The organism is Sorangium sp. So ce131 (genome assembly GCF_051519095.1).
Classification (GTDB): Bacteria; Myxococcota_A; Polyangia; order Polyangiales; family Polyangiaceae; genus Sorangium.
In genome coordinates, this window is record NZ_CP150455.1 from 13,710,630 (window position 1) to 13,736,445 (window position 25,816).

Annotated in this window: 21 protein-coding genes; 13 read left to right on the top strand and 8 right to left on the bottom strand. The window is 71.5% G+C overall.

All coding sequences use genetic code 11. The features are described 5' to 3' along the window. Positions 1-51 precede the first annotated feature (51 nt). From WMF43_RS49900 to WMF43_RS49920, 5 genes are all read left to right on the top strand, one after another. Positions 52-2,532 (top strand): DUF1592 domain-containing protein, encoded by a 2,481-nt coding sequence (locus WMF43_RS49900; protein WP_437676043.1) that lies wholly within the window; start codon positions 52-54, stop codon positions 2,530-2,532. A 181-nt stretch (positions 2,533-2,713) separates the two neighbouring features. Beyond that, positions 2,714-3,256, top strand: a complete 543-nt coding sequence (locus WMF43_RS49905; RefSeq protein WP_437676045.1) for an inorganic diphosphatase — start codon at positions 2,714-2,716, stop codon at positions 3,254-3,256. Positions 3,257-3,815: 559 nt separating this feature from the next. Further along, entirely contained in the window at positions 3,816-5,552 is a 1,737-nt protein-coding gene (locus WMF43_RS49910) for a DUF1592 domain-containing protein (RefSeq protein ID WP_437676047.1), read from the top strand. Between the two features lie 82 nt (positions 5,553-5,634). Beyond that, a complete protein-coding gene (locus tag WMF43_RS49915; RefSeq protein WP_437676048.1) occupies positions 5,635-6,945 on the top strand; it encodes a DUF1552 domain-containing protein in 1,311 nt (436 codons plus the stop codon). Positions 6,946-7,185: 240 nt separating this feature from the next. Then, complete coding sequence (locus WMF43_RS49920; protein WP_437676050.1) at positions 7,186-9,537, top strand: methyltransferase domain-containing protein; 2,352 nt, start codon at positions 7,186-7,188, stop codon at positions 9,535-9,537. Between the two features lie 43 nt (positions 9,538-9,580). On the opposite strand, the gene WMF43_RS49925 is transcribed toward WMF43_RS49920, so the two are convergent. Beyond that, a complete protein-coding gene (locus tag WMF43_RS49925) occupies positions 9,581-10,033 on the bottom strand; it encodes a nuclear transport factor 2 family protein (RefSeq protein WP_437676052.1) in 453 nt (150 codons plus the stop codon). A 425-nt stretch (positions 10,034-10,458) separates the two neighbouring features. Here WMF43_RS49925 and WMF43_RS49930 point away from each other — a divergent pair, with 425 nt between their 5' ends. Next, a complete protein-coding gene (locus WMF43_RS49930; protein WP_437676053.1) occupies positions 10,459-11,151 on the top strand; it encodes a hypothetical protein in 693 nt (230 codons plus the stop codon). Between the two features lie 114 nt (positions 11,152-11,265). Continuing rightward, entirely contained in the window at positions 11,266-12,069 is an 804-nt protein-coding gene (locus WMF43_RS49935; RefSeq protein WP_437676055.1) for a phytanoyl-CoA dioxygenase family protein, read from the top strand. Between the two features lie 96 nt (positions 12,070-12,165). On the opposite strand, the gene miaA is transcribed toward WMF43_RS49935, so the two are convergent. Genes miaA through WMF43_RS49950 form a run of 3 tightly spaced genes read right to left on the bottom strand, consistent with a single transcriptional unit; the run spans position 12,166 to position 15,928 of the window. Continuing rightward, positions 12,166-13,224 (bottom strand): tRNA (adenosine(37)-N6)-dimethylallyltransferase MiaA, encoded by a 1,059-nt coding sequence (gene miaA, locus WMF43_RS49940; protein WP_437676057.1) that lies wholly within the window; start codon positions 13,222-13,224, stop codon positions 12,166-12,168. Then, positions 13,221-15,287, bottom strand: a complete 2,067-nt coding sequence (gene mutL / locus WMF43_RS49945; RefSeq protein ID WP_437676059.1) for a DNA mismatch repair endonuclease MutL — start codon at positions 15,285-15,287, stop codon at positions 13,221-13,223. Before mutL ends, miaA begins: the two co-directional genes overlap by 4 nt. Continuing rightward, on the bottom strand, positions 15,284-15,928 hold the full coding sequence (locus WMF43_RS49950) for a hypothetical protein (RefSeq protein WP_437676061.1): 645 nt from the start codon (positions 15,926-15,928) through the stop codon (positions 15,284-15,286). The genes mutL and WMF43_RS49950 overlap by 4 nt, the downstream gene beginning before the upstream one ends. A 330-nt stretch (positions 15,929-16,258) precedes the next feature. Between WMF43_RS49950 and WMF43_RS49955 the strand changes: the two genes are divergently transcribed. Together WMF43_RS49955 and rsmI are read left to right on the top strand one after the other, a co-directional pair. Further along, positions 16,259-17,533, top strand: a complete 1,275-nt coding sequence (locus WMF43_RS49955; protein ID WP_437676063.1) for an RNA polymerase factor sigma-32 — start codon at positions 16,259-16,261, stop codon at positions 17,531-17,533. Beyond that, entirely contained in the window at positions 17,530-18,414 is an 885-nt protein-coding gene (rsmI, locus tag WMF43_RS49960; RefSeq protein WP_437676065.1) for a 16S rRNA (cytidine(1402)-2'-O)-methyltransferase, read from the top strand. The genes WMF43_RS49955 and rsmI overlap by 4 nt, the downstream gene beginning before the upstream one ends. A gap of 165 nt (positions 18,415-18,579) precedes the next feature. Here rsmI and WMF43_RS49965 read toward each other — a convergent pair whose 3' ends face one another. Beyond that, a complete protein-coding gene (locus tag WMF43_RS49965) occupies positions 18,580-19,725 on the bottom strand; it encodes a mannose-1-phosphate guanylyltransferase (RefSeq protein WP_437676067.1) in 1,146 nt (381 codons plus the stop codon). A 243-nt stretch (positions 19,726-19,968) separates the two neighbouring features. On the opposite strand from WMF43_RS49965, the gene WMF43_RS49970 reads away from it, so the two are divergent. Genes WMF43_RS49970 through WMF43_RS49985 form a run of 4 tightly spaced genes read left to right on the top strand, consistent with a single transcriptional unit; the run spans position 19,969 to position 22,793 of the window. Then, the gene (locus tag WMF43_RS49970; RefSeq protein WP_437676069.1) at positions 19,969-20,508 is read left to right on the top strand and encodes an NADH-quinone oxidoreductase subunit A; all 540 of its coding nucleotides are present in this window, start codon (positions 19,969-19,971) and stop codon (positions 20,506-20,508) included. A 23-nt stretch (positions 20,509-20,531) separates the two neighbouring features. Further along, on the top strand, positions 20,532-21,059 hold the full coding sequence (nuoB, locus tag WMF43_RS49975; RefSeq protein ID WP_234024089.1) for an NADH-quinone oxidoreductase subunit NuoB: 528 nt from the start codon (positions 20,532-20,534) through the stop codon (positions 21,057-21,059). Between the two features lie 22 nt (positions 21,060-21,081). Continuing rightward, positions 21,082-21,630: an NADH-quinone oxidoreductase subunit C gene (locus WMF43_RS49980; protein WP_437676071.1), complete on the top strand. Its 549-nt coding sequence runs from the start codon at positions 21,082-21,084 to the stop codon at positions 21,628-21,630. Further along, positions 21,627-22,793, top strand: coding sequence for an NADH-quinone oxidoreductase subunit D (locus WMF43_RS49985; RefSeq protein ID WP_437676073.1), 1,167 nt, complete (start codon positions 21,627-21,629; stop codon positions 22,791-22,793). The genes WMF43_RS49980 and WMF43_RS49985 overlap by 4 nt, the downstream gene beginning before the upstream one ends. Before the next feature lie 54 nt (positions 22,794-22,847). Here WMF43_RS49985 and WMF43_RS49990 read toward each other — a convergent pair whose 3' ends face one another. From WMF43_RS49990 to WMF43_RS50000, 3 genes are all read right to left on the bottom strand, one after another. After that, on the bottom strand, positions 22,848-23,339 hold the full coding sequence (locus WMF43_RS49990; protein ID WP_437676075.1) for a hypothetical protein: 492 nt from the start codon (positions 23,337-23,339) through the stop codon (positions 22,848-22,850). 243 nt (positions 23,340-23,582) lie between these two features. Beyond that, the gene (locus WMF43_RS49995; RefSeq protein WP_437676076.1) at positions 23,583-24,629 is read right to left on the bottom strand and encodes a methyltransferase; all 1,047 of its coding nucleotides are present in this window, start codon (positions 24,627-24,629) and stop codon (positions 23,583-23,585) included. Positions 24,630-24,830: 201 nt separating this feature from the next. Further along, positions 24,831-25,589 carry a hypothetical protein gene (locus WMF43_RS50000; protein WP_437676078.1) on the bottom strand — a complete coding sequence of 253 codons (759 nt, stop codon included), beginning with the start codon at positions 25,587-25,589 and terminating at the stop codon, positions 24,831-24,833. Between the last annotated feature and the right edge of the window lie 227 nt (positions 25,590-25,816).

Here is a 25,816-nt window from a genome sequence, read left to right on the forward strand (position 1 = left end):
CCTCCGCATGTCCGTCCAACGACAGCACTTGGGATTACGAGGAATAAGCTTATGAACACTCACACGACGGGACCCCTCGACAAGGCGGATGCGTCTGTCTCCCTGCCTCCGCCGGCGAGCGACGCCCCGCGGCGCACGCTGACGCGGCGCCTGAGCCACGCGCTCGTGCTCTCGTGCGTCGCGCTGGGCACCGCGGGCGCCGGCTGCGACGGCCTCTTCGGCGGAGGCGGCGACGACGATCTCGAGAACGGCGGAAACAACTCGGGCTCCCTCGACTCGGGGTGCTCCGATGACGCCGAGTTCTTCAAGGCGAACCTCTGGGACCCGATCATGTCCTCGAAGTGCACCGTCTGCCACACCGCGGAAGGGCTCGCGAAGGGGACCCGCATGGTGTTCGACACCTCGGGCACCGACGAGGCGCTGCAGGCGAATTTCGAGGCCGTGCGCTCCGTGGCCGCGATCCAGGTGAACGGCGAGTCGACGCTCCTCCTGCGCCCCTCCGGCCGGCACCCGGACGGCCACTCCGGCGGCGCGCTCATCCCGTTCCAGAGCGACGACTACGTGATGTTCGAGAAGTTCGTCAATCGGGTCACCCTGGGCGTGGGGTGCGAGGAGCAGCCGACGGCCTGCGAGCCGAACACCGTGTCCGGGCGGCGCGTCCTGCGCCGGATGTCGCGCGTCGAGTTCGACAGGACCGTGGCCGACCTCCTCGGCGTCGACACGACGGCCTACATCCTCCCGACGGACGCGAACGTCGAGGGCTTCGACAACAACGCCGACGCGCTCCTCTACGCCGGGACCGACGTCCAGCTCATGCGGGACGCCGCCGAGGACATCGCCGCCAGGGTGATCGAGGCCCCGGGATCGCTCGTCCCCTGCGCGATCGCGACCGGAGACGACGCGTGCGCGACCGAGTTCTTCGAGCGCTTCGGGCGCCGCGCCTTCCGCAGGGCGCTCACCGATCAGGACCGCGCGCGGTACATGGAGCTCTACCGCAGCATCAAGGCCGACGAGGGCTTCGCGGGGGGCGTCCAGGCGATGATCGCCGCCGCGCTCCAGTCTCCCTACTTCCTCTACCGCCCGGAGCTCGGCGCCGTCGCGGCAGACGGCACGTACCAGCTCCTGCCGCACGAGATCGCGTCCCAGCTCTCGTACATGATCTGGAGCTCGATGCCGGACGACGAGCTGCTCAGCAAGGCGGAGTCGGGCGAGCTCGCGACACCAGCGGTCATCTCGGCCGAGGTCGACAGGATGATGCAGGACCCGCGGGCCGACGCCGGCGTCCTCAGGTTCTTCAAGACCTGGCTGCAGCTGAACGCGAAGCCGTCGAAGGACATGAGCGCGTACCCGGAGTACACGGAGGATATCCGGAAGGCGATCGAGAAGGAGACGGCGGCCTTCGTGCGCGACCTCATCCGGAACGGCTCGGGATCGCTGAACGAGATGTACACCGCGAACTACTCCTATGTGAACCCGGAGCTCGCGTCCTTCTATGGACTCCAGGCGCCGGGCGGGGCCGCGGACGAGGACGGCATGACGCGGGTCGATCTCACCGGATCGAACCGCATGGGGATCCTCACGCTCGGCAGCGTCCTCAGCACCCATGCGCACGCCGGCGAGTCGTCGCCCGTGCACCGCGGCAAGTTCGTGCGCGAGCAGCTCCTCTGCCAGCCGCTGCCGCCGCCGCCCGCGGGCCTCGACGTCAAGCCGCCCCAGCCCGATCCCACGAAGTCGACGCGCGAGCGGTTCTTCGAGCACTCCAACAACGAGGCGTGCGGCAGCTGCCACTCGCTCATCGACGGGATCGGCTTCGGCTTCGAGCACTTCGACGGCGTCGGCCGCTACCGCGACACCGACGACGGGCACCCGGTCGACGCGAGCGGCAACATCGTGGGGGCGCCGAGCACGAGCGGCACGTTCGACGGCACCGGCGAGCTCGCCCAGAAGCTCGCGGAGAGCCCCGACGCGCAGGCGTGCTTCACCCTCCAGTGGCTCCGCTTCGGCTTCGGCGCCATGGACCAGGCCGACCTCTCCTGCATGGCGGAGCAGATCACGAGCCAGCTCGGACCCGAGGACCTCACCGTCGCGGGCGTCATCAAGGCGATCGCGCAGTCGCCGCGCTTCACGAGGCGCCTCGCCGAGGCGGCGACGGGGGGGGACCCCTCGACGGATCCCGGCGGCACGACGGATCCCGGCGGCACGACGGATCCCGGCGGCTCGCCGGATCCCGGCGGCAATACGGGGCCGTCGGGCACCGACAACGACCCCCCGCCCACGAACGGGGACTTCGATGTCGAGGAGAAAGTGGACTCGGTGTGGGACGGCGGCGGCTGCGAGTCGGTCGTGGTCACCAACGTGGGCGACGCCAGGGCGGCCTGGGAGGTCACACTCCAGGTCGACGGCACGCTCAACGACGTGTGGAACGCGGTGGCCGAGGCGGGCAACGCGGGCGTGAAGTTCTCCGGCGCGAGTTACAACGCGGAGATCGAGCCTGGCGCGGCCGCGCGCTTCGGCTTCTGCTGGCGGGACTGAGCCGCGGCGGCGGATCGCCCTCCCCGCGGCCGCGCCGGCGCGGCCATTCCAGCGCGGCCGCGCCGGACTGGCCGCGCCGGGCTGTGGCGGGCGCTACGCCGCGCGCCAGTTCCCCTTGCATTCTGCTATCCTGCGCGCGCCTCGACCGGTCCCGGACGCGGCGAAAGCTCAGGACGCCTCAATGACCCATCCCCTTCACGACATCCTGCTCCCCGACAGCCGACACGACTTCTTCCCCGTCGTCATCGAGATCCCGCAGGGATCGAAGTGCAAGTACGAGCTCGACAAGAAGACCGGGCTCTTGATGCTCGACCGGGTGCTCTACTCGTCCGTGCATTACCCGGCCAACTACGGCTTCATCCCCCAGACGCACGCGGGCGACGGCGACCCGCTCGACGTCCTCGTCCTCATGCAGGAGCCCGTCGTGCCGCTCACGATCGTGAGGGCGCGCGCGATCGGCGGCTTCTTCATGCGCGACGACAAGGGCGTCGACGACAAGATCATCGCGGTCGCCGTCGACGATCCCTCCGTGGCCCACTACTCGAACCACGAGCAGCTCCCCCCGCACGTGACCCGGGAGCTGATGCGGTTCTTCCTCGACTACAAGACGCTCGAGAACAAGCTCGCCGAGGTGGATACAATGTACGACCGCAAACGCGCGCTGGAGGTCATCGAGGAGTCTGTCGCGAATTATCGGTCGATCTCCGCCTGGTCCAAGGGCTGAGGACGGCCCGGATCCGACCCGGGTACGGCCGAACCCATCCGGAAGAGCCCGCATGGATCGCAGGAGGGGTGGATCGCGCTTCCTGGACTGCACCGCGTCCACCCGGGTGTGACCTCCGAAAAAATCCAGAAACTGGCTCCAGATCTCGGAAACACCTCGAAAAGTCCCCCGGCATACGGGTTGCTTATAGAGCCCGCATGGACCGCACGTCGACGCTCATGGGGACCGAGGAGCTCGCTGCGAGCTTCGTGGTCGAAGGTGCGCTGCGATCCAGTGGCTCCCGCTCGGTGACCGCATCGAGAGCAGGCGAGCTCGCTTGCGTGTCGAATAACTTTCGCGAGTCGGCTCGACGCATTGCGTCGTAGTCCGACGCCCAGCTTGAGGAGGAGGGCGCCGCAGTGGCGCCGGTGGTTCGAGGGGTGGGCGGCGGACGGCAGACGCCGGAAAACGTCGGGTGATAGGCGATCAACTAGGTGGGCTGGAGCCCTCAAGATATCAAAGCGATATCGCATGATCGGGGCGTGATAACATGAGAGATATCAGCTTTCCTCGGGTATTGATGAGCACGCTTAGCAGCTTGGTTTCGGCGAGGGCGTGCCGCCGCTACTCCACGGCGGCGCTCCTTCTGGCTGCCCCGTTCGGTTGCCTCGGCAGCCTGGGTGATCCGGACGGCAGCTCCCCCGGCGACGACCCCGGTGGTGAGGACGACCCTCCGGTGATCGGCAAGCCGCCGGCGGTGCCCACGGAGATCCCCGAGGTGTCGACCTGCGCGGCGCCGGACAAGAGCACCCCCGGCCCGCGCACGGTGCGGCGCCTGACGGTGGAGCAGTTCGAGGCCAGCGTCCGCGATCTCCTCAAGGACGAGAGCGTCCCCTTCACGAGCATCTTCAAGGATGAGGCGGTGCTCGGGTTCTCCGTCGACGCGAACAACCTCATGATCCGCGACTCGACCGCCGCGGACATCAGGGACTGGGCCGAGGCCACCGCGGAGTGGGCCATCCCGAGCAAGCTCAACTCCATCACCCCGGTGACCTGCCGGACGATGGACGAGAGCTGCCGGCAGGAGTTCATCCGCGATTTCGGCCGCCGCGCGTTCCGCGCGCCGCTCGCCGACGAGCGCGTCCAGGCGTACGACGACCTCTTCGAGGCGGAGAAGACGTTCGAGGACGGCGCCAAGGTGGTGGTGACCGCCATGCTGCAGTCGCCGAACTTCCTTTACCGCCGCGAGCTCGGCACCCCGGATCCGAGCAACAACGGCACCTTCAACCTCAGTCAGCACGAGATCGCGAGCAACCTCTCGTACATGCTGACCGGGACCATGCCGGACGACACGCTGCTGGCGGCCGCCGACGCGGGCGCCCTCGGGACCCCGGAGCAGATCGCCCTCCAGGCGGAGCGCCTGATGACGGAGAAGCGCCCCCTGGTCGAGGCCGAGATGATGAGGTTCATGCGCGGCTGGCTCCAGCTGAACCGCGTGAGGGACACCACGAAGGCCGCGGAGGTCTTCGAGGGGTTCTCGGAAGATCTGAAGCTGGCCATGATGACGGAGACGACCAAGCTGATCGTGGACGTCGCCCTCGACAAGGGCGGCTCGTTCTCCGACCTGCTGACGGCGAACTACACGTACCTCAACAGCAGCCTCGCCGCGCATTACGGGCTGAACGGCGCCGGAGGTACCGATCTGGTCATGACGACGCTCGCCCCGGGGCAGCGCGACCCGGGCATCCTGGCTCACGGCAGCTTCCTGGCGGGGCACGCCACCGCGCGGGAGTCCTCGCCCACGCAGCGGGGCAAGATGATCCGCACCCGTCTGCTCTGCCATCCGATGCCCAAGCCGCCGCCCGGCGTGGATCCGAACCTGCCCGTGGACCCGACCCTGACCACGAAGGAGAGGCTCGAGGTCCACAAGCAGGAGGGCTGCGCCGGCTGCCACGACCAGATGGATCCGATCGGCTTCGGCTTCGAGCACTACGATCTGGTCGGTCGATGGCGGGACCAGGAGGTCGGGAAGCCCATCGACGCGACCGGCAAGATCATCAACATCCCGGAGGGAGAGTTTGCCTTCGACGGTGCGACCCCGGTGGCCGACTACCTCGCCAAGAGCGAGGAGGTCAAGGAGTGCATGGTCCGTTACTGGTCGTACTACACGTTCGGCGACACGTGGGAGCAGGACGGCTGCACGTATGACGTGGCCAACGCGGAGGCGGCTGCCAACAACTACGCCATCAAGAGCGTCTGGCTCGCGCTGGCGAAGACGCCGCATTTCACCCGCAGAGTTCAGGTTGAAGACGAGTGAGCCTCACGGCTGCAAACCGCGAGAAGATCAGTAGCTAGGAGTGAAAGGATCGGTCATGCGCAGCCACAGCCGTAGGAATTTCATGAAGGGTGTCGGTGCCAGCCTGGGCGCCAGCTTCCTGTTCTCGTCCTTCTACGATTCGGTCGCCGTCGCGGCGCCCGGACGGAAGGCGAAGCGGATCCTCGTATTCTTCACGATGGGGACGGCCCCGGAGATCTGGAAGCCCACGAGCGTCTCCGGCGAGAGCCCGACGTACAGCGATGATCACTGCATGAAGCCGCTCGACGAGGTGAAGCAGCACCTCGTCATCCTGGACGGCCTCCCGAGCGGGAGCCCCTCCAACAACCACGGTTCGGCCGACGGCCTCACCGGGATGGGCTACTTCAGCAACGGCCCGTACGGGCTCATCTCCGTCGACCAGTACATCGTGAAGAAGCTGGAAGAGGCCGGCGACACGTCGCTCCCCCGCTTCCTCCTGTGCGGCGCCAACATCGCGGCCAACGGCAAGACGGGGTTCTACAACGGGACCAACCTGGTGCCCACCGCCTCCCCGGTGTCGGCCTTCCGGGAAGCGTTCCGCGGCTTCGTGCCGACCACCACCACCACCTCGGGCGGTAACCCCGACGCCGCCCTGGAGGACATGCTGCGCCGGCGCAAGAGCATCCTCGACAACCTCAAGGGCGAGATCGCGACGATGAAGCGGGATCTGGGCAAGGAGCAGTATTACAAGCTGGATCGGCACCTCGAGTCGATCCGGCAGCTCGAGCAGGAGCTCGCGGGCCAGATGGATGGCGGGGGCAGCGTGGTCACCGGCGGCGCCTGCGCCCCGACCGAGCCCGGCATGGACCTGAGCGATCACATCACGGGCAACCCGCTCCACCTGGATATCATCGTCAACGCGTTCGCGTGCAACCGCACGCGCGTCGCCTCCGTCCAGTGGGGAACGGATCAGGAGATGAGGGTCGCCATGCCGGAGATCGGCGTGCCCGACGAGCAGCACAACGGCCTGATCCACGGCAACGACCCGGGGCACGCGCGGCTCATCAAGCTCGAGCGGTGGCTGGCGGAGCAGTTCGTCGGGGTGATCAAGAAGCTGAAGGCGACGCCGGAGCCCGACGGCTCGGGGACGCTCTTCGACAACACGCTGGTCGCCTGGTGCCGCGACATGGGCGACGCGCCGGCCCACAACCAGCAGGAGATGAAGTTCGTCCTGGCGATGGGCGACGGCGGCTACCTGAAGACCGCGTCCGGCGGCCGGTTCATCAAGAGCTCCGAGCGGCACGAGCGCGTGCTCCTCAGCATGATCGACGCGATGGGGATCACGGACTTCTCCGGGTTCGGCGACCCCGCCCTCGGCGCCAAGTCGCCGCTCCCGGGCATCGCGGCCACCTGAGCCGACCGGCGCGGCAGGCGCTCTCCCGCGCCTGCTGCGCCTCGCCCTGACGACGCGCGCTCTCCCAGGCGCGCGCCGCGCGCCACGCGGCCCCGCGACGCGCGCGGCGTCCCTTCGAAACCCCTCCACCCCCACCGATCGGTCACCTCGACGGCGCTCGCGCCTCGCAGCGCAGCGGCGTGCCGTCCACGGCGAGACGACCGTCGATCCACGCCCGGCGACCGGCGTACACTGGTCCTCATGACGACGCGCGCGCCTGCGGGGTACGAGGCGGACCAGCGGCGAGACGACCTGTCCGCGTACGCGCGGTACCTGTCCGCGATGGACGCGTCCATGCGCCAGAAGGTCGCGCTGACCGCCGCCCACCTGCTCTGCGAGGGGCGCGTCGCCGACATGGGGATGGGCTCGGGGCAGGGCAGCGCCGCGCTGGCCCAGCTCTATCCGCGCCTCGAGGTGATCGGCGTGGACATCGATCCCACGGTCGTCGATCTCGCGCGCCGCGCGCATCGGCTCCCGAACCTCAGCTTCCAGCTGGGCGACATCGCCGCCGCGGTCTTCCCCCCGGAGAGCCTGGACGGGATCTTCGATTCCTCGGTGCTCCACCACGTGACGTCGTACGGCGGCTACCGCCACGCGAACGCCGCCGACGCGCTCGCGGCGCAGGTGCAGCAGCTCTCGCCGGGCGGGGTCCTGGTGGTGCGGGACTTCGTCGATCCGGGGCCGGCGCAGGTGCTGCTCGACGTGCCCGCCGACGACGGCGACGACGGCCGCGACCCGAGGACCGCCTCGACGGCGGCGCTGATCGAGCGGTTCGCCGGCGAGTTCCGCTCGCTGTCGCCGGAGCCGGGGTTCCCGCTCGCGCGCGTGGAAGCCGGGGCCTCGGGCGCGCTTCCGGCGCCGCGCCCCGGGTGGCGCCGGTACCAGCTCGCGCACAAACACGCGGCCGAGTTCGTGTTGCGGAAGGACTACCGCGCCGACTGGGAGGCCGAGGTCAAGGAGGAGTACACGTACTTCTCGCAGGCCGAGTTCGAGGCGCTCTTCGCGCGGCTCGGCCTGCGCGTGCTCTCGTCGACGCCGCTGCGGAACCCCTGGATCGTGCGCAACCGGTTCGCCGGCCGGATCGAGCTCCGGGACGCCGCGGGCGCGCGGCTGCCGTACCCGCCCACGAACTACCTGATCGTCGGGGAGAAGGTGAAGGCCGGTCAGGGCGTCGCGTTCCGGCTCAGGCCGGCGGAGAGCCCCCAGCAGTTCCTGCGGATCGAGCACCACCTGGATCACGCGACGGGCCGGGTGTTCGATCTGGCGGCGCGCCCCCACCCCACGCTGGACATCGTGCCGTTCTTCTTCGCCGGATCCGCCGGCGAGACCGCGTACGTGCTGGCGCGGACGAGCTACCCGCGGCCGGTCGCGCACGCCTGCCGCGAGGAGACGCCGCCGCTCGACGGCAGCGGCCCTGCCGACTACCTGGCCGAGCCGCTCGCGGTCGTGCAGGGCGAGTTCCCGGTCGGGCACACGGTCGAGCGCGCGCTGGAGCGGGCGGCCGGAGTGCCCGCGGCGGCGATCCGGCGGATGATCCCGGGCACGACGTATTACCCGTCGCCGGGCGGCATCCTCGAAGAGGTGCGCTCGATGCTGGTGGAGGTCGAGCCCACGTTCGTGAACGCGCCCTTGGACAACGTGTCCAGGTTCGGCACCTCGGGCCGCATCCGCGCGATCGAGGCGCGCCAGCTGCTGCGCGCCGCGCAGGTCGGCGGCCTGCCCGACGCGCGGCTCGAGCTGAACGTCTACGATCTGCTGGCGCGCTTCGGGCTGCCGTTCGGGCCGTGGATCGGCGACGAGATCCCGCTCGCGGGCGCGGGCGCCGGGCAGCCCAAGGCGGGCGCCGCTGCCGGCGAGGACGACGAGGCGGCGGCCGTGCAGCCGACGTCGCTGAGCGAGCTGCTCGCGCGCCCGAGCCGCCGGCGGTTCTCGCGGGTGGACCCGAGCGCCAGCGCGGGGTTCCTCGAGGTGCGGCGGGCGCGCTTCGAGGAGCTCTCCGCCGCCGGCGACGTCGTGGCCGCGCGCGAGCTGGAGTACGTGGTGCCGCGGCCGCTCGGCGCGCTCACGGTCGTGGCCGCGTTGCTCGCGCGGTCGCCGTCGGGAGAGGTCGTGCTCGGCGTCGACGACCACGACCTGCCTGCCGCCCAGAGCTTCTCCGGCAACAGCGAGATCCTGGTCGCGCCGGCGTGGCGGCTGCCGCGCAGCGTGGGCACCCTGGCGGCGGCCGAGGCGTTCGTGCGGTTGCGGCTCCAGGTCGAGTACGGCGTCCGGGTGGCGGAGGCCGTCGAGCTCGGAGGCGCCTACCGCCCCTCCGCAGGGTTGACCCCGGAGCTGGTGCAGCCGCTCGCCTTCGTGGTCACCGCGGCCCCCGCCGAGCCGCCTGCGCCGAGCGCCGGCGCGCCGGCGCCGAGCGCCGTGCGGCGGCTCTCCTGGGTGCCGCTGACCGAGCTCGTCGCGGGGCGAGAGCACCTGCCGGACGGCCACCTCCGCGTCGTGGCGCTGCGCGCGGCGCACGCGCTCGGCGTGGCGATCGCGCCGCCGCGCCCGCGGTGAGCGCCGCCGCGCCCGCGGTGAGCGGAGGCGCCGCCCCCGGGCCTCACGCGAGCGCTTCCTGGAACATGTTCGTGTTGCCGGTCTGGTACGCGATCTCGAACCTCACCTTGCTGATCCTCCAGCCGCCCTCTTCCCTGGAGAGCTCATAGCGGTAGTGGCCCGCGACCATCCACTCCGCGCCGCCCGGCGCGCGCGCGAACTGATGGTAGGCGCGCACGTGGCATTCCGCGGAGGCTTGCTTCCCCCTCACCTCGATGTCGAGGGGGCCGAGGAAATGCTGTGAGCCGTCGATCGCCTCGTGGAACTTGCGCCAGCCCGCGAGCAGATCATCCACCTTCTGCAGCTGCGGCTCGCCGCCGAGCAGCGAGGTGAAGTCGTTCACCACGACGTCCGTATAGAGGCCGCGGAGCTCGGTCCAGCGCCGCCGGTCGATGTGATGGGCGACGCGGGCAATGACATTCTGGATCGCCTGCGCTTCATTCCTGTCTTCGGTCATGGTCGGCCCTTTCGTCGGTGGAGCAAGCGCGGTGTTTCGTCGTGCGCTCTCTCGATCCGTCCCTGGTTGATGGGAGCGGTGGCTAGCAGGAGTACGAGAGGGCGAGAAGGGGTTCGCTGCATCGCCCCGACGTTCGTTCTTCCGCGAGGCCGCTGCGAGCGCGTGGAGCGCCGCGAGGGCTGTGTTGAACACGCGCGAGCGCTCCCCTGCTGAGGCCTGGACCCCGCAACCGCGGGCGCTCGACGGCGGTCCCGAGGCATCAGGCCGAACCGCCGTACCGCGCCGACTGGCCGTGTTTCCGCCCACCATCCACGCGCGGCGGCGGGATCCGGGCCTCCGCGACGGCTGGCACGCCGGACGCTTACAGGGGCGCACATCGCCGGTGCGGCGACGCTGCCGCGGCGCACAGCGGAATGGAAAAACCCATGGAACTTATGAGTATTTCCCCGAAGATCCCGATGGGCGGCCGCAGGCCCACGAGCCTCTCCGTCCGGAGCGGGATGTCCGGGCGGAGCGTCCCAGTCGATTCGGGGCGGGCCAGGTCGTTCGTCGCGCTGCGCGGGCGCATGCTCACGAGCCCTAGCCTGGCCGGCGCGCTCGACTTCATGCAGGTGACGACCCGCCCGTGGGAGCCCCACGAGCTCAGGGCGTGGCTCAACCATCATGTGCTCGCTCCGGGCTGGATGAAGGCCCCGCGCGCGGTCCGCGAGCCAGGCGCAGCGACCGTGGCGCTCTGCGCGCTGGACGAGCAACCCGAGGCGGTCGCGGCGCTCACGGCGCGCGCGCGCGAGCGCGTGACGAACGTGCTGCTCGATTTCGTGGCCCCGGACCCGGGCGGCAGGTTTCGTCGCGCGGCGCTGTACAGCGCGCGCGTCCGCTGGTGCGTGGTCGGCGACCGCTCAGGCTGGCTGCCGGCGCCGGGCGAGAACGACTTCCTGAGCGACATCGTGCTCAGCCTGTTCGCCGCGGAGATCCTCTCGAACGCGGAGATCTACCAGCGCCACATGACGGTCTGCGTGGGCTGCGGGCGCGTCGCCTTTGCTCAGGACGCGCGGCCGCTCACCGCGGGGTGCCCGCGCTGCGACGGCGAGGTGAGGTGGCGCGCTCCCCAGGCCTGAGCGATTCGACGCTGCGGCAGCGACAGGCCGGGGGAAGGTCAGTTCAGGATGAACGATGAAGCCATGCTGAGCTTGACGACGCCCGCGGAGCCCCGTCAAGCTGGCTGATACGTTATGAGCCAGACCCGTTCTACGAGCGCAGATATCGATGAGCTTGCCCGTGCGGCGCAGCGCGATGGGTTCTGCATCATCAAGAATCTGATACCGAAGAGCCTGCTGCTCGCGTGGCGGGAGGCGTTTGCGCCGCTGCTCGAGGGGCACATCGCGCGCGAGGGGAACCTCAAGAATCGGGGGCCGCAGCGCTACTATGTGACGCTCCCGTTCACGGCCCCCTTCGCGGAGCCGCGCATCTACGAGAACGAGACCCTGCTCGCCGTCGTCGAGCGCCTGGTCGGCCCGGACATGACGATGGTCCAGCTCGCGACCGACACGCCCCTGCTCGGGTCCGACTACCAGGACGTCCACCGTGACACGCCGCCGCTCTTCCCCGAGACGGGGAAAGAGACGCCCGCGTTCCAGCTCGCGGTCAACTTCCCCCTCGTCGACGTCACGCCCGAGAACGGCCCCGTCGAGATCGCCCGCGGCACCCACATGCTCTCCAAGGCCGAGGGCATGCGGCTCCTGGAGGCGGGCGAGATCCGCCTCGAGCCGGTGCTGATGGAGCTCGGCGACGTCATGGTCCGCGACGTGCGCGGCCTCCACCGCGGCACCCCGAACCGCACACGCGAGCCCCGGCCCATGGTGGTCATCGGCTACAGCCGCCGCTGGCTCTTCCGCCCGGAGGTCTCGATCCGGGTGCCCCGCGCGAGCCTCGCCCACCTCTCGGACCGAGCGAAGCAGATGCTGCGCTTCAACCCGATCGTCGAGTCGCTCGACGAGCCGGTCGAGCCCGAGATCTACCAGGCCTACGCTTACTGACCCGGCCGCGGCGGCGCGCTCGCCGGGAGGCCGCCCCTCCCGGCGCGCTCGGGCCCTCTGCGGGGGGCGGACGGCGCAGGTACGTTTCCGAAATCGTTAAGGATTTGCGGGTTGGTCGAGCGCGACGTGGGCGATCGCCTGGTCCCTCAGCCAGGTCCGTTGCCGCCGCACGAAGACGCGCGTGGCGCGCACGATGGCCGCGGCGAGCTCCTCGGCCGGCAGGCGCCCCTCCAGGTGCTCCCGCACCTGCTTGTAGCCGACGGAGCCCATGGCCCGCGCGTCGCCGTAGCCGCGGGCCAGCAGCGTCTTCACCTCGTCGACCCAGCCCTGCTCCAGCCACGCGGCGGTGCGGGCCGCGATGCGGCGGTCGAGCTCCGCGCGCCCGCGGTGCACCGCGAGCAGGCGCGCGGCGTGCCGGCGCTCCCGGAAGCCGTGCTCGGCGTGCCACGCGCTCTGCGGCCGGCCCGAGCGTTCGTAGATCTCCAGGGCCCGGCTGACGCGCACGGCGTCGTTCGGGGAGAGGCGGGCCGCGCTCGCCGGGTCCACCTCGGCGAGGCGCGCGTGGAGCGCGGCGCGCCCCTCGGCCTCGACGATCGCGCGGTGCCGGGCGCGCACCTCGGCGTCCGCGGGCGGCGCGGGCGACAGGCCAAAGACGAGCGCCTTCACCCACAGGAACGTGCCGCCGCAGACGATGGGCACCCGGCCGCGGCCGCGGATGTCGGCGATCGCCGCCTCCGCGAGCTCCGCGAAGCGCTGCGCGTCGACGGGGTTCCGCGGATCGATCACGTCGACCAGGTGGTGCCGCGCGCGCGCCCGCTCGGCGGGCGTCGGCTTGCCCGAGCCGAGGTCGAACTCCCGGTAGATCTGCACGCTGTCGGCGCTCACCACCTCGCCGCCGAAGCGCTCTGCGAGGCGGATCGCGAGCTCGGTCTTGCCGCTCGCCGTCGGGCCGACCACGACGAGCAGCTCGCCCGGCGACGGCGGCGCGACGGCCTCCCACGACGGCGGCGCGACGGCCTCCCACGACGGCGGCGCGTCGCCCGCACCGGCGTCGGGCGCGTCGGCTGCGCCCGCGCCGGGCGCGTCGCCCGCGTTTGCGCCCGGCGCGCCCTCCGCGCTCGCTTCCGGCGCGAGCCCGCGCTGCGCCTCGGTCACCGCCGCCCCACGCGGTGCTCCAGCTCCGGCCACCCGACGCGCATCACCACCGGCCGGCCGTGCGGACAGTGGCCGGCGAAGTCGACCTCGTCGAGCGCCGTGAGCAGCGCGCGCGCCTCCTCCGGCGCCACCGGGTCGCCCGCGCGCAGCGAGCCGTGGCAGGCCATCGTCGCCAGCGCGAGGTCCACCGCGCCCGAGAAGGCGCGCTCGCCCGCGTGGCTCAGCTCGTCCACGAGGTCGCGCACGAGGCGCTCGGGCGCCGCGCGCCGGAGCAGCGTCGGCACCGCGTGCACCGCGAGCTGCGCCGCGCCCGCCGCGCGGACGTCGAGCCCGAGCCGCGCGACCGCCTCCTGCGCCTCCTCGATCAGCGACACCTCCGAGGCCGTCGCCGGCACCAGCACCGGGAACAGGAGCTTCTGCGTCGCGACGTCGCGGCCGTCGTACGACGCGCGCAGGCGGTGGAACGTCACGCGCTCGGCCGCGGCGTGTTGATCGAGGAAGTAGATCCCGTCCGGCCCCTCGCAGACGAAGTAGGTGTTCCGCACCTGGGCGAGGAAGCGCAGCGCCTTCCAGGCGAGCTTGCGCTCCGCCGCGGCGAGCATGGGCCCGCTGCCGGTCGGGTAAGGCAGCGGCGGGGGACCCGGCGCGACCGCAGGCTCACCGGGCTCGCCGAGCCGCTCGGGCAACACGCCGCCGGCCGCGCCGGCCCACGCGCCGCCGGCCGCGCCGGCCCACGCGCCGACCGCTGCGGATTCGGCCGGCGACGGCGCCGCGCCCGCCGGCGCCGCCTCCGGGCGCGCTGGCGCTGGCTCCGGGCGCGCCGGCGGGGCCTCGGCGAGGTCGCCGCCGAGCCCCCAGGGATCCCCCGGCGGCTCCTGCCGGCCGCTCGCGGCGCCGGCCGCGGTCGGCTCCGGCGCCGGGCCGCTCGACCAGACCCAGGCGTCTCCAGGCGGCGGCGCCGGCTCGGCGAAGAGCTTGCCCTTGCGGCCCTGGAAGCCGCCCGGGGCCGGCGCGGGCAGGCCGAACGCCGCGGACACCTGCGCGGCGATGATCTTGTAGAGCGCGTCGGCCACGGCGCGGCCGTCCGAGAAGCGGACCTCGGCCTTCTGCGGGTGCACGTTCACGTCCACGAGCTCGGCGGGCAGATCGATGAACACCGCGCCGATGGGGTACCGGCCCGGCTCGAGCACGCTGCCGTAAGCGAGCGCGACCGAGCGCGCCAGCGAGCGGTCGCGCACGTGCCGGCCGTTCACGAACATCCACAGCCAGCCGGCCCCCGAGCGCGCGCGCTCCGGCCGCGACACGAACGCCTCGACCGCGAGCGGCCCCCGCTCGCCCGCGCACGTCGCGAGCTCCTCGCCCTCGAGCACGGCGCGCACCCGCTCCGCGCGGCTCGCCGCGCGCAGCCACTCGCGCGCCACGCGCCCGTCGCGCGAGAGGACCAGCGTCACGCCCGGCTCGCCGAGCGCGATCGCCTGCCCGACCTCGGTCACGTGCGCCGACTCCGTCCCGACGGCGCGCAGGAACTTGCGCCGCGCGGGGACGTTGTAGAACAGGTCGCGCACCTCGACGACGGTGCCCACGGCGCACCCGCATGGCATGGACTGCGCCGGGCCGCCGCCCTCGATGCGGACCTCCGTCCCCTCGGCCTCGCCGTCGCGCCGGGTCCGCAGCGAGAAGCGGCTCACCGACGCGATGCTCGGCAGCGCCTCGCCGCGGAAGCCGAAGCTCCGGATGGTGCGCAGATCGTCGAGCCGGGCGATCTTGCTCGTCGCGTGGCGCAGCACCGCGAGCGAGGCGTCCTCGCGGCTCATCCCGCGCCCGTCGTCCGCGACCCGCACGAGGCCGACGCCGCCCGCCTCGATGTCGATCCGGATGCGGCGCGCGCCCGCGTCGAGCGCGTTCTCGACGAGCTCCTTGACCACGCTCGCCGGCCGCTCGACCACCTCGCCCGCCGCGATCTGGTTGGCGAGGTCGTCCGGGAGCACGGCGACCCGCCGCTCCTCGGGCTCCGCGGGCTTCGATCGAGGATCCGCGCCGGCGATCCCCCCGGCGACGCTCATGGCTCGTCGCTGGGGTCGACCGCCCGGGCGACCGCCTGGAAGTACAGCTTGGTGCGCTCGCGCGTCATCGCGAGCGTGGCCGCGCCGAGGATGCCCAGCTCGAAGAGCACGAACCTCACCCGCTCGAAGGTCCACCAGACGCTCGGGTTCATGATGCCCTCGCGCTCGGGGGTGCCCGGCGGCAAGAGCGCGCCCGCCTGCGCCACCATGTCGATCCAGGCGGCGCGGACGCCGCGCGTGAGCGTGTACTCGACCGTCGCGAAGGCGAGGTTGGCGACCAGGACCTGGAGCACGAAGCCGCGTGTGCCGGGCCGCCCGCCGAGCGCGAGCCCGCTGGCGACGACCAGGAGCGCGCCGAGGATCGCCTGCCCGATGCTGAGCGGGAAGGCGACGTCGCGGTGCAGGCTCAGCGCGCGCGCCTTCGCGGCGTCGAGCACGATCGCGAACTGGAACGGATCGGCGTGATCGCGCGCCTGCTGGGCCACGGCCGTGACGTCCGGGGCCGTGCCGCCCCGCAGGTACATGGCCGTCCCGCACCCGGCCATGAAGCCGCGCACGCCCATGAGCCAGGTGAGCAGCATGGCGGCGACCAGGTACCAGGGGCGCAGCGAGCGCGGGCGCGGAGGTCGAAACGAGTCCACGTACTGGCGCCGTGTAGCACGTTCTCCGGACCCGTGCGCTCTCTTCCTGGGCGACCCTCCCGCGCCTCACCTGCCATTGCCCGGCGTCCCCCCGCGCTGCCGCCGTCCCCCGCGCTTTGCGCGATGGGCGCCCCGGTCTACGCCCGGCCTACGCCCGGCCTACGACCGGTCTACGCCCGGTCTACGCCCGGTCTACGCCCGGTCTACGTGCGATTTACGCTCGGCTTACGCGCGGATCCGGAGCGGGTGGCCTCGCGTCGCCGAGCCTGTGCGCCGGCGCAGGTGGCGCGACGCGGCAGGGCTGTACTAGAACTTCGGAACGAGGTCCGGGTGGCGAAGAGCAAGAGCGAGCCGCGAACGAAGCGAACGAAGGGTACCGAGACACCGCAGCCCGACGGAGCCGGCGAGGCGGACCTCCGGCCCGAGGCGGAGCCCCGTCCCGAGGCGGAGCGGGCCGCGAGCCCCCGGCCCGGGCTGAAGCGCCGCGAGCGCTCCCCCGCCAAGGCGACAGGGCGCGCGCGCGGCGGCGACGCCGCGCCGGCCGCCCGCGAGCCCGACGAGGCGCGCGAGGACGAGGACGAGGCGGACGCCGCGCCCGAGAGCCAGGCGGAGAAGGCGGGCGACGACGAGGGCGACGTCGTCGAGGTGGTCGGCGAGGTCATCGACGACCCGAGCATCGACCTGAACGACATCGAGATCCCGCGCTCCTCGCGGGTCGGCGCCGGCGAGGGCCGCGGCAGCGGGGACGCGGCGCTGTCGCGCACCGATCCGCTGCAGGCCTACCTGCGCGAGGTGCAGCGCCACGCGCTGCTCACGCCGGACGAGGAGAAAGAGCTGACGATCAAGTACTCGAAGACGCAGGACGTCGCGACGGCCGCGCGGCTCGTGACGGCGAACCTGCGGCTCGTGGTCAAGCTCGCGTACGAGTACCGGCGCGCCTACAAGAACATCATGGACCTGATCCAGGAGGGCAACATCGGCCTGATGCAGGCCGTGAAGCGGTACGACCCGTACCGCGGCGTCAAGCTCTCCTCGTACGCGGCGTGGTGGATCCGCGCGTACATCCTCCGCTTCATCCTCAACAACTGGCGCCTGGTGAAGCTCGGCACGACGCAGGCGCAGCGGAAGCTCTTCTTCAACCTGAACAAGGAGAAGGCGAAGCTCTCGGCGATGGGCATCGAGCCGACGGCCGCGGAGATCGCGAAGCGCCTGTCGGTCGAGGAGAAGGAGGTGGTCGACATGGACCGCCGCCTCTCGAGCGGCGAGGCGTCGCTCGACGCCCCGGTGGGCGACCTCGAGGGGCGATCGATCCCGCGCGTCGAGCTGCTCGTCTCCTCGGGGGCGGGCCCTGACAGCGCGTTCGAGGCGAGCGAGATGGGGATGCTCGTCCAGGATCGGCTCGCGAAGTTCCGCGAGACGCTGAAGGGCAAGGACGTGATCATCTTCGACAAGCGCATGGCGGCGGACGAGCCGCTCACGCTCCAGGAGCTCGGCAACGAGTTCGGCATCTCGCGCGAGCGCGTGCGCCAGCTCGAGGCGAGGCTCCAGTCGAAGCTGCGGACGTACCTGCAGGAGGAGCTCGGCGACGCCGTCGAATCGGTGTGAGCGTGCCTCCCGACAGCGCGCAGCGCGGGGCGGGCGGCCGCGGGTGCCTCTACGTGGTCGCGACGCCGATCGGCAACCTCGGCGACATCACGCTGCGCGCGGTGGAGACGCTGCGGGGCGTCGACCGGATCCTCGCGGAGGACACGCGGCGCGCGCGCGCGCTGCTCGGCCACCTCGGCGTCGCGGGCAAGCCGGTCGACCGCTTCGACGCGCACGCCTCGGAGGCGGACGCGGCGCGGGCGGCGGCGCGGCTCGCGGCGGGCGAGTCGATCGCGTTCATGACCGACGCCGGAACGCCGGTCGTGAGCGATCCGGGGACGGCGCTCGTGCGCGCGGCGGCCGAGGCGGGGGCGCGCGTGGTCGCGATCCCGGGGCCCAGCGCGGTGATGGCGGCGGTGAGCGCGTCGGGGCTGGTGACGGGGGGGTTCCGCTTCCTCGGCTTCCTGCCGCGCGGCGGGCGCGAGCGGCGCGAGGCGCTCGCGGTGGCGACGTCGACGCCGGAGGTGGTGGTGCTGTTCGAGTCGCCGCGGCGCTTCAACGAGACGCTGGCGGAGCTCGCCGAGCGGATGCCGGGGCGGCGCGCGGTCGTCGCGCGCGAGCTGACGAAGGTGCACGAGGAGATCCTGGGCGGGACGGTGGCGGAGCTCGCGGCCCTGGAGCGGGAGTGGCTCGGCGAGATCACGCTCGTGCTGGGGCCCGCGGAGGCGGCCGCGGCGGGGGCGCGGCCCGACGAGGAGGCGCTCGACGCGCGGATCGATCGGGAGCTCGCCCAGGGGAGGCGGGCGAAGCACATCGCCGAGGAGCTGTCGGTCGAGCTCGGGCTGCCGCGGCGGGAGATCTACGCGCGGGCGGTCGCGCGGCGGGGAGCGACGCGCGAGTAGGGCGAGAGAAGGAGAAAAAAACGCAAAGGCGCAAAGAAGAGGGAGGGGAGAGAACTCGTCCCTCTGCTCGTTCCCTTTGCGCCTTTGCGCCTTCGCGTTTCTCTCTCGCTCTTCGGCCTCGGCGTTCCGTGGAGCGGCGCGGACGCGGCGCGCGCCGCCGCGCGATCACGTCAGCCGGCCGTGCCCCCGCGCCTTCAGGGCGTCGACCACGTGCTTCACGTCCTGCGCCCGGTCGCGCGGCACCACCAGCAGCGCGTCGTCGGTCTCGACCACCACGAGCCCCTCCACGCCGACGAGCGCGATCACCCGGCGACCGTCCGCGCCGCCTTCAGGGCGCGCACGCAGATCGACCACGTGGTTGTCCCGCGCGTCGACCAGCACCGTCCCCTCGGGCGCGCTGTTGCCCTGAGCGTCCTTGCCGGCGAGCTCCCAGGCGCTCTGCCAGCTGCCGAGATCGCTCCAGCCGAAGTCGCCGGGCACCACCGCGAGGCCGGCCACGTGCTCCATCACGCCGTGATCGATGCTGACCGCCGGCAGGCGCGGGAACACCCGCAGCACCGCCTCGGCCTCGGCCTCGGGGCCCTGCGCGGCGGCGCGGTCGATCTCGTCGAGCCCGTCGGCGAGCGCCGGCAGGTGCGCGCGGATCGCCGCCGTCATGTCGCCCGCGCGGAAGATGAACATCCCCGCGTTCCAGAGGAAGCGGCCGCTCGCGACGAACTCCGCCGCGCGCTCGCGGTTCGGCTTCTCGACGAAGCGCAGCACCTTGCGGGGCGACGCGGGACCAGCCCCCGCCGCCTCCTCCGCCTCGATGTACCCGAACCCCGTCTCCGGGTGCGTCGGGCGGATGCCGATGGTGGTGATCGCGCCGCCCAGGGCCGACGCGACGGCGGCCTCCAGCACCTCGAGGAACCGCGGCACGTCGGCGATGTGGTGATCGCTCGGGAGCACCACCACGACCGCCCCGGGATCCTCGCGCGCGATGGTGGCCGCCGCCCAGCCGATGCACGGCGCGGTGTTGCGCGGCGTCGGCTCGACGAGCAGGCGCCGCGCGGGCACCTCCGGCAGCGCGGCGCGCGTGGGGGCGACCAGGTGCTCGCCGGTCGCGATCCACACGCGCTCCCAGCCCGCGCTCGCCCCGCCGCCGCGCGCGCAGAGCGGCAGCACCCGGCGCGCCGTGGCGGTGAGGAGCGGCTCGCCGCCGAGCAGCGGCAGGAGCTGCTTCGGCCGCGCCGCGCGCGACGCCGGCCAGAAGCGCGTGCCCGCGCCGCCGGCGAGGATCAGGACGTGGACGGGGGGCACGGTCGAATTCATGAGTGATCCTCGGAGGCTACAGCACGCCCTCGGGACGTGGAAGAGGCCGCTCGGGCCGGCCCGGGCAGGGAGCGGGGCCGCGGCCGCGGCGCTGGCGCCCGCGGCCGCGCGCGCGTGGCCGAGCGCGCCGTCATTCAGGGTTTGCCGGCTTGCCGTGCTTCATCATTTCACCTACATAACGCGCCTGGATCTGGCGTTCTCTCGCCGTGGCGAGGGGGGTCGGGCCGAGCGAGGTTCCGTTCGATGTTGATGGCGTATGCCAGCGTGGCCGCGTTCTTCCTGGTGGCGATCGGCTTCGTCCTCGGCTCGCTGCTGTTCGGGAAGCTCTTGCGCCCGAACAACATGTACGCCGAGAAGGTCGAGACCTACGAGTGCGGAGAGGCGCCCGTGGGGCCCGCGTGGTTCAACTTCAACCCGCGTTTTTACATCATCGCGCTCATCTACATCGTCTTCGACGTCGAGATCGCCTTCATCTACCCGGTCGCGGCGGTGTTCAAGCGGTGGGTGGATCAGGGGAGCGGGCTCTTCGCGTTCCTCGAGATCCTCCTCTTCGTGGCCATCCTGATGCTCGGGTTCGTCTATGTGTGGGCCAAGGGCGATCTCAACTGGATCCGCTCGATCAAAGGGGATCCGCGGGGAGCGCAGAACGTGACCAGCCGGACCCGGCCGCGCGCCTCGCCGGCGGGAGCGAGCGTGGACGGGAGCGCGCCGGCGGCGGACGAGGGCGCGCCGGCGGTCGCCGCGGAGCGGGCGGCCGTGGCGCAGGGAGGTGCGGCATCATGACATCGAACCCGAACCTGAACCTGATGGCCCCGCCCCGCGGGTGGGAAGCGAAGTACGAGGGCGACGGCGGCGGCGTCATCACGACGAGCGTCGACCAGACGGTCAACTGGCTGCTCAACTGGGGCCGCTCGAACAGCGTCTGGTACATGCTCTTCGGCCTCGCCTGCTGCGCCATCGAGCTCATGCAGACCGGCGGCCCCCGCGGCGATCTCGAGCGCTTCGGCGCGGCGCCGCGGCCGAGCCCGCGGTCGAGCGACCTGTTCATCATCGCGGGGACGTTGACGTACAAGATGGCCCTCCGGGTGAAGCGCCTCTACGACCAGATGTCCGAGCCGCGCTTCGTCATCTCCATGGGGAGCTGCGCGAACTGCGGCGGGCTCTTCCAGTACGCGTATTCCGTCTGCAAGGGCGTGGATCAGATCATCCCCGTGGACGTCTACGTGCCCGGCTGCCCGCCGCGCCCCGAGGCGCTCCTCGAGGGGCTCCTGAAGATCCAGGAGAAGATCAAGAGCGAGCGCTTCCTCGATCGCCGCGGCGCGGCCGGCGGCTGATCCCCCGTCTCCAGAAGCCCTGATGACACCCGAAGAGATCTTCCAGTCGCTCCAGGCGAAGCTCGGCGAAGAGGCGGTCTTCGACTTCCACCCCGTGTCCGCGAAGGACCGCGACGCGTGGTTCCAGGTCGCGCCGGCGAGGATCGAGGAGGTGTGCCAGCACCTGCGCGAGGCGCCGGAGCTCGACTTCGATTACCTGGAGTGCATCACCGGGGTCGACTACCCCGATCTCAAGAAGATCGCCGTCGTTTATCATATCTACTCGTACGCGAAGAAGCGCCGCGTCGTCCTCAAGGCGCTGCTCGACCGGGAGAGCCCGGCGCTGCCGACGCTGGTCAACGTGTGGTCGGCCGCGAACTGGCAGGAGCGCGAGTGCTTCGACCTGCTCGGGGTGCGCTTCGAGGGGCACCCGGATCTCCGGCGCCTGCTCCTGCCCGAGGACTGGGAGGGGCACCCCCTCCGCAAGGACTGGCAGGAGAAGGCGGAGTACCACGGCATCCCGACGCAGCGCCCGAACCCCGTCGAGCTCTTCAGCATCAAGCTCCCGAAGAAGGACGCGGAGGCGTCATGAGCCAGGTCATCCTCAGCGTGAGCCGCGAGGGCGCGGGGCCGGGGCACGAGACGGAGGACGAGATGACCCTCAACATGGGGCCTCATCACCCGTCGACCCACGGCGTGCTCCGCTTCATCATCTCCTCGGACGGCGAGATCATCCGCAAGGCGGTGCCGGACGTCGGCTATCTTCACCGCAGCATCGAGAAGATCGGCGAGCGCTGCACGTACAGCGGCTTCATGCCGTACACCGACCGCGTCGACTACATCGCGGCGATGTTCGCCAACGAGGCCTGGGCGAGCGCCTGCGAGAAGCTGATGGGCATCGAGGTGCCGAAGCGGGCGCAGTACCTGCGCGTCATCTCGTGCGAGCTGAACCGGATCGGGAGCCACATGATCGCGCTCGGCGCGATGGCGATGGACGTCGGCGCCGTGACCCCCTTCCCGTGGGCGCTGCGCGAGCGCGAGCACATCAACGACTTCACCGAGGAGCTGTGCGGCGCGCGCCTCACCTACAACTACCACCGCATCGGCGGCGTCTCGTTCGACATGCCGAAGGGGTGGGCCGACAAGGTGAGGCGGTGGCTCGACCACTTCGAGCCGATCATGATCGAGTTCGACCGGCTCATCAGCCTGAACGACATCTTCATCAAGCGGCTCGCGAACGTCGCGGTGGTCACGGCCGAGGAGGCGAAGGACTGGGGCCTCGTGGGGCCGAACCTGCGCGCGTCCGGCGTGAAATGGGACCTCCGGAAGGAAGACGGGTACTCGGTCTATCCGGAGCTCGAGTTCGACGTCCCCGTGGGCCGGGGGCGCTACGGGACCGTGGGCGACTGCTGGGACCGGTTCTACGTGCGCGTCGAGGAGTGCCGCGAGTCGGCGAAGATCCTCCGGCAGGCGCTCGACAAGATCGACGAGCACCCGGAGGACGACATCCTGGGCAAGCTGCCGAAGAAGATGAGGCCCGAGGGGGAGGCCTACGCGCGGATCGAGAGCGCCCGCGGGGACATGGGCTGCTACGTCGTCGGGCGGGGCGCGGAGGAGCCGTACCGGGCGCGGTTCAGGACAGGGAGCTTCACCGCGATGGGGATGATCGAGGCCAAGAGCCCCGGGCTGTTCCTGGCCGACCTCGTGGCGCTCATCGCGAGCTTCGACGTCGTCGCGCCGGAGATCGATCGGTAGCTGGCAGGGTGAGCCGACGGCGGGGCGGCGCGCCGTCGCTTGCTGCGAGCGCGCTCAGGCGCCGCCGCCCTCGGAGTCGTTCGACATGAACTCGGGACACTTGTTCACGATCGTCTCACACTCCGGGGGGACGACGGCGAGATCCAGGAACGTCGACTCGCAGGTCAGCGCTTTTTGGCTCGCGGCCATCGCGCCAAAGCAGCGCTTGGCCTCGGCGACCGTGGCGCTGCACCCCTCGAACTTGCTCGTGTCGCACTCGTTGGACGTCTCCGTCACCTCGCCGTTCAGGCACTTCTGCTTCATCTCCTCGCAGTCGCGCCCGAGGAGCGTGAAACTCACCGCGGCCACCTCGCACGAGTCCTCATCCGAGAACGCGAACTGTGTGCCCACGTCTTCGCACACGGCCTGGGCCTCGCTGGCGGTCAGCTCCTGAAGCTGCTTGCCTTCGAGCTCGCCGCTTTGCCCGCCCCCCGGCTCGTCCTCTTCTTCTCCGCCGCACGCAACGATCGCGAGCCCGGCCATCAGGAACCCTGAGAGGATCATCATTCGCGTCATCTGACTCTCCGTGTGATCTGAGCCCGCGCGACGAGCGGCGCTCGCGCGGCGACAAGGCTCCTCTCGCTCTCGAGAGCAGGCCCTCCCTCGCGCGCGACCAGCTGCGCGGGCTCACGGCATCTTACGCCTTCACCTCATCCTATCTTCCCTCGGACGGAGCGCGTGGTGATCTTCGGACGCGAGCATCGCTCTGCGGGGTCGAGGGGGCTCAGGCAGAGCGCGCCGGCGCGCGGCTCAGGCCCGCACCGCCTCGAAGATGCGGAAGATGCTCGGCGTCTCGCGCACGGTCACGACGCGCAGTCCGGCGGCCTCGATCAGCGCGCGGTACTCGGGCTCGGTGCGCTCGCGCCCCCCAGTGTTCACGAGCATGTTGATGTCGCTGAAGGTGAGGACCCACTCGTGGATCGCGTTCCCGCGCTGGGTGGGCGTAGGCGGCTCCACGACGAGGAGGCGCGCCTCCGGATCCATCACGTCGCGGCACTTGCCGAGCAGCCGCAGGCTCCGCGCGTCGTCCCAGTCGTGGATCACGCTCTTCAGCAGGTAGACGTCGGCGGCCGGAGGCGCCGTGTCGAAGCAGTTCCCCGCGACGAACGACGCACGGTCGGCGACGCCGCGCGACGCGAACAGGTCGAGCGCCCCCGCGCGCGCCTGCTCGAGATCGAAGACGACGCCCTCCACGGCGGGGTGGGCCTCCAGGATCGCGCCGAGGAGCGCGCCGTAGCCGCCGCCGACGTCGACCACCCGGCGCACGCCGCGGAGGTCGAGCGCCCCGACGATGGCGGGCGCGACCCCGCGGGTGAGCTCGACCATCGCCTGGTGGAAGATCGCGGCGGCGGCCGGATCGTTCGCCTGCTCATCGAAGGTCTCGGTCCCCGACGGGGCCGCGAGGTCGAGGGCGCGCGCTGGGCGGCCGGTGCGGATGCACTCCGTGAGGCGCCCCCAGGCCCGCCAGACGCCCGATCCACCCATGAGGCGCGACCACGCGCGCCTCGAGGTCGGCGAGCGCGTCTCCAGACACCGCCCCATCTCGGTGAGCTCGAAGCGATCCCCGCGCTCGGCGAGCAGCTCGAGCGTGACGAGCGCCCGGAGCAGGCGCTCCGTCGTATCGGGGTGGGTCCCCAGCCGCTCCGCGACGGCGCCGGCCGGGAGCGGCGCGTCGGCGAGCAGATCCGCGACGCCGAGCTCCGCGGCCGCGTGGATCACCTGCGGGATCCAGAGGCTCATGATCATCTGGTTGATGCGAAATGAAGGCGGCAGGCTCGTGGGAGATCCGTTGGACATGGCGTTCGCTCCTCCGAGGCCCACCCTAGGGAGCGCGACGCCGCGGGTATTGGAAAGAATTTCCCTCGCCGCGCGGGCGGCCCGACGAGCACGATCCCGGCGCGGGCGTCCGTCGGCGCCGCGACCTCGCGCGCCGCGACCTCGCGCGGCGCCGCGCCCCTCCCGGGTGCCAGATCTCGACGGCAGCGCGGCCCCGCCGCGTCAGCCTCCGTCGCAGGCGGGCGCCTCCTCCCGGTAGGCGATCCCGCTGTCGACCGGCACCTTGCCGCCCTGATCGTGGGGCACGACGACGTGGCACTCGCCCTCGGTCACGTTGCCCGCCGCGTCGACCGCCCGGACGCCGAGGGTGTACACGCGCGCGTCGCCGTTGCCCTTCCGCTCCGCCAGCAGCTCCACGGAGTCGCAGCCGAGGTTCACGATGTCCTCCTCCGTGTTGCCGTCGCCCGTGTCGTTCCGCGGCTCGTCGCTCGCCGCGTAGGTGAACGTCACCTCGACCTCGTCGTCGCACGCGTCCTCGACGGCCACGCAGTCGTCCACCGTGATCGTGTGGAACGAGTGGTTCGGCGGCCAGAGCTCAGGGAGCCTGTCCGTGAGCTCCGGCGCGACGGTGTCGACGACGACGAGCTCCGAGGCGCAGAGCGACGCGGGCCCGGCCTCCGCGTCCTCCACCTCGACGGTCACGAGGACCTCGTGCGACCCGAGCGCGAACGGACCCTCCTCGGAGACGGTCACCGTCGCCTCGGCGCAGGTGCCCTCGGTCAGCTCTGCGTAGATCGTCGCGACGTACGCCCCGCGAGGCGTGGTGCACTCGACGACCTTCTCCTCGCCGCACACCCACTCTCCCGCCGGGACCTCGCCGCCCGGATCCACACACTCGACCACGAGGGCCTGCGCGCTGCCGCCGATCGGCTCGTCGTTGTTACAGCCGAAGAACAGCGCAGAGATGGAGACCGCGCTCACCAAACCAACGAGACTGGCTCTCTTCGTCATGCAGGCATGGATAGCAATGCACTCTCATCTTCGCGAGAGAAAAGAGGCCGAGGTGGAGAGAAACGTCGATGTCTTTCCGAGCGTTTTTGCGCTCGTCAGGCCGATTTTGTTGAGCCGTTTTCAGAACCCCCGGGAACCACAGCGCTTTCGGCCGGCCGGGAGGTGCGTTGTCCGCTCATCCGCGCCCACGCGCGCGG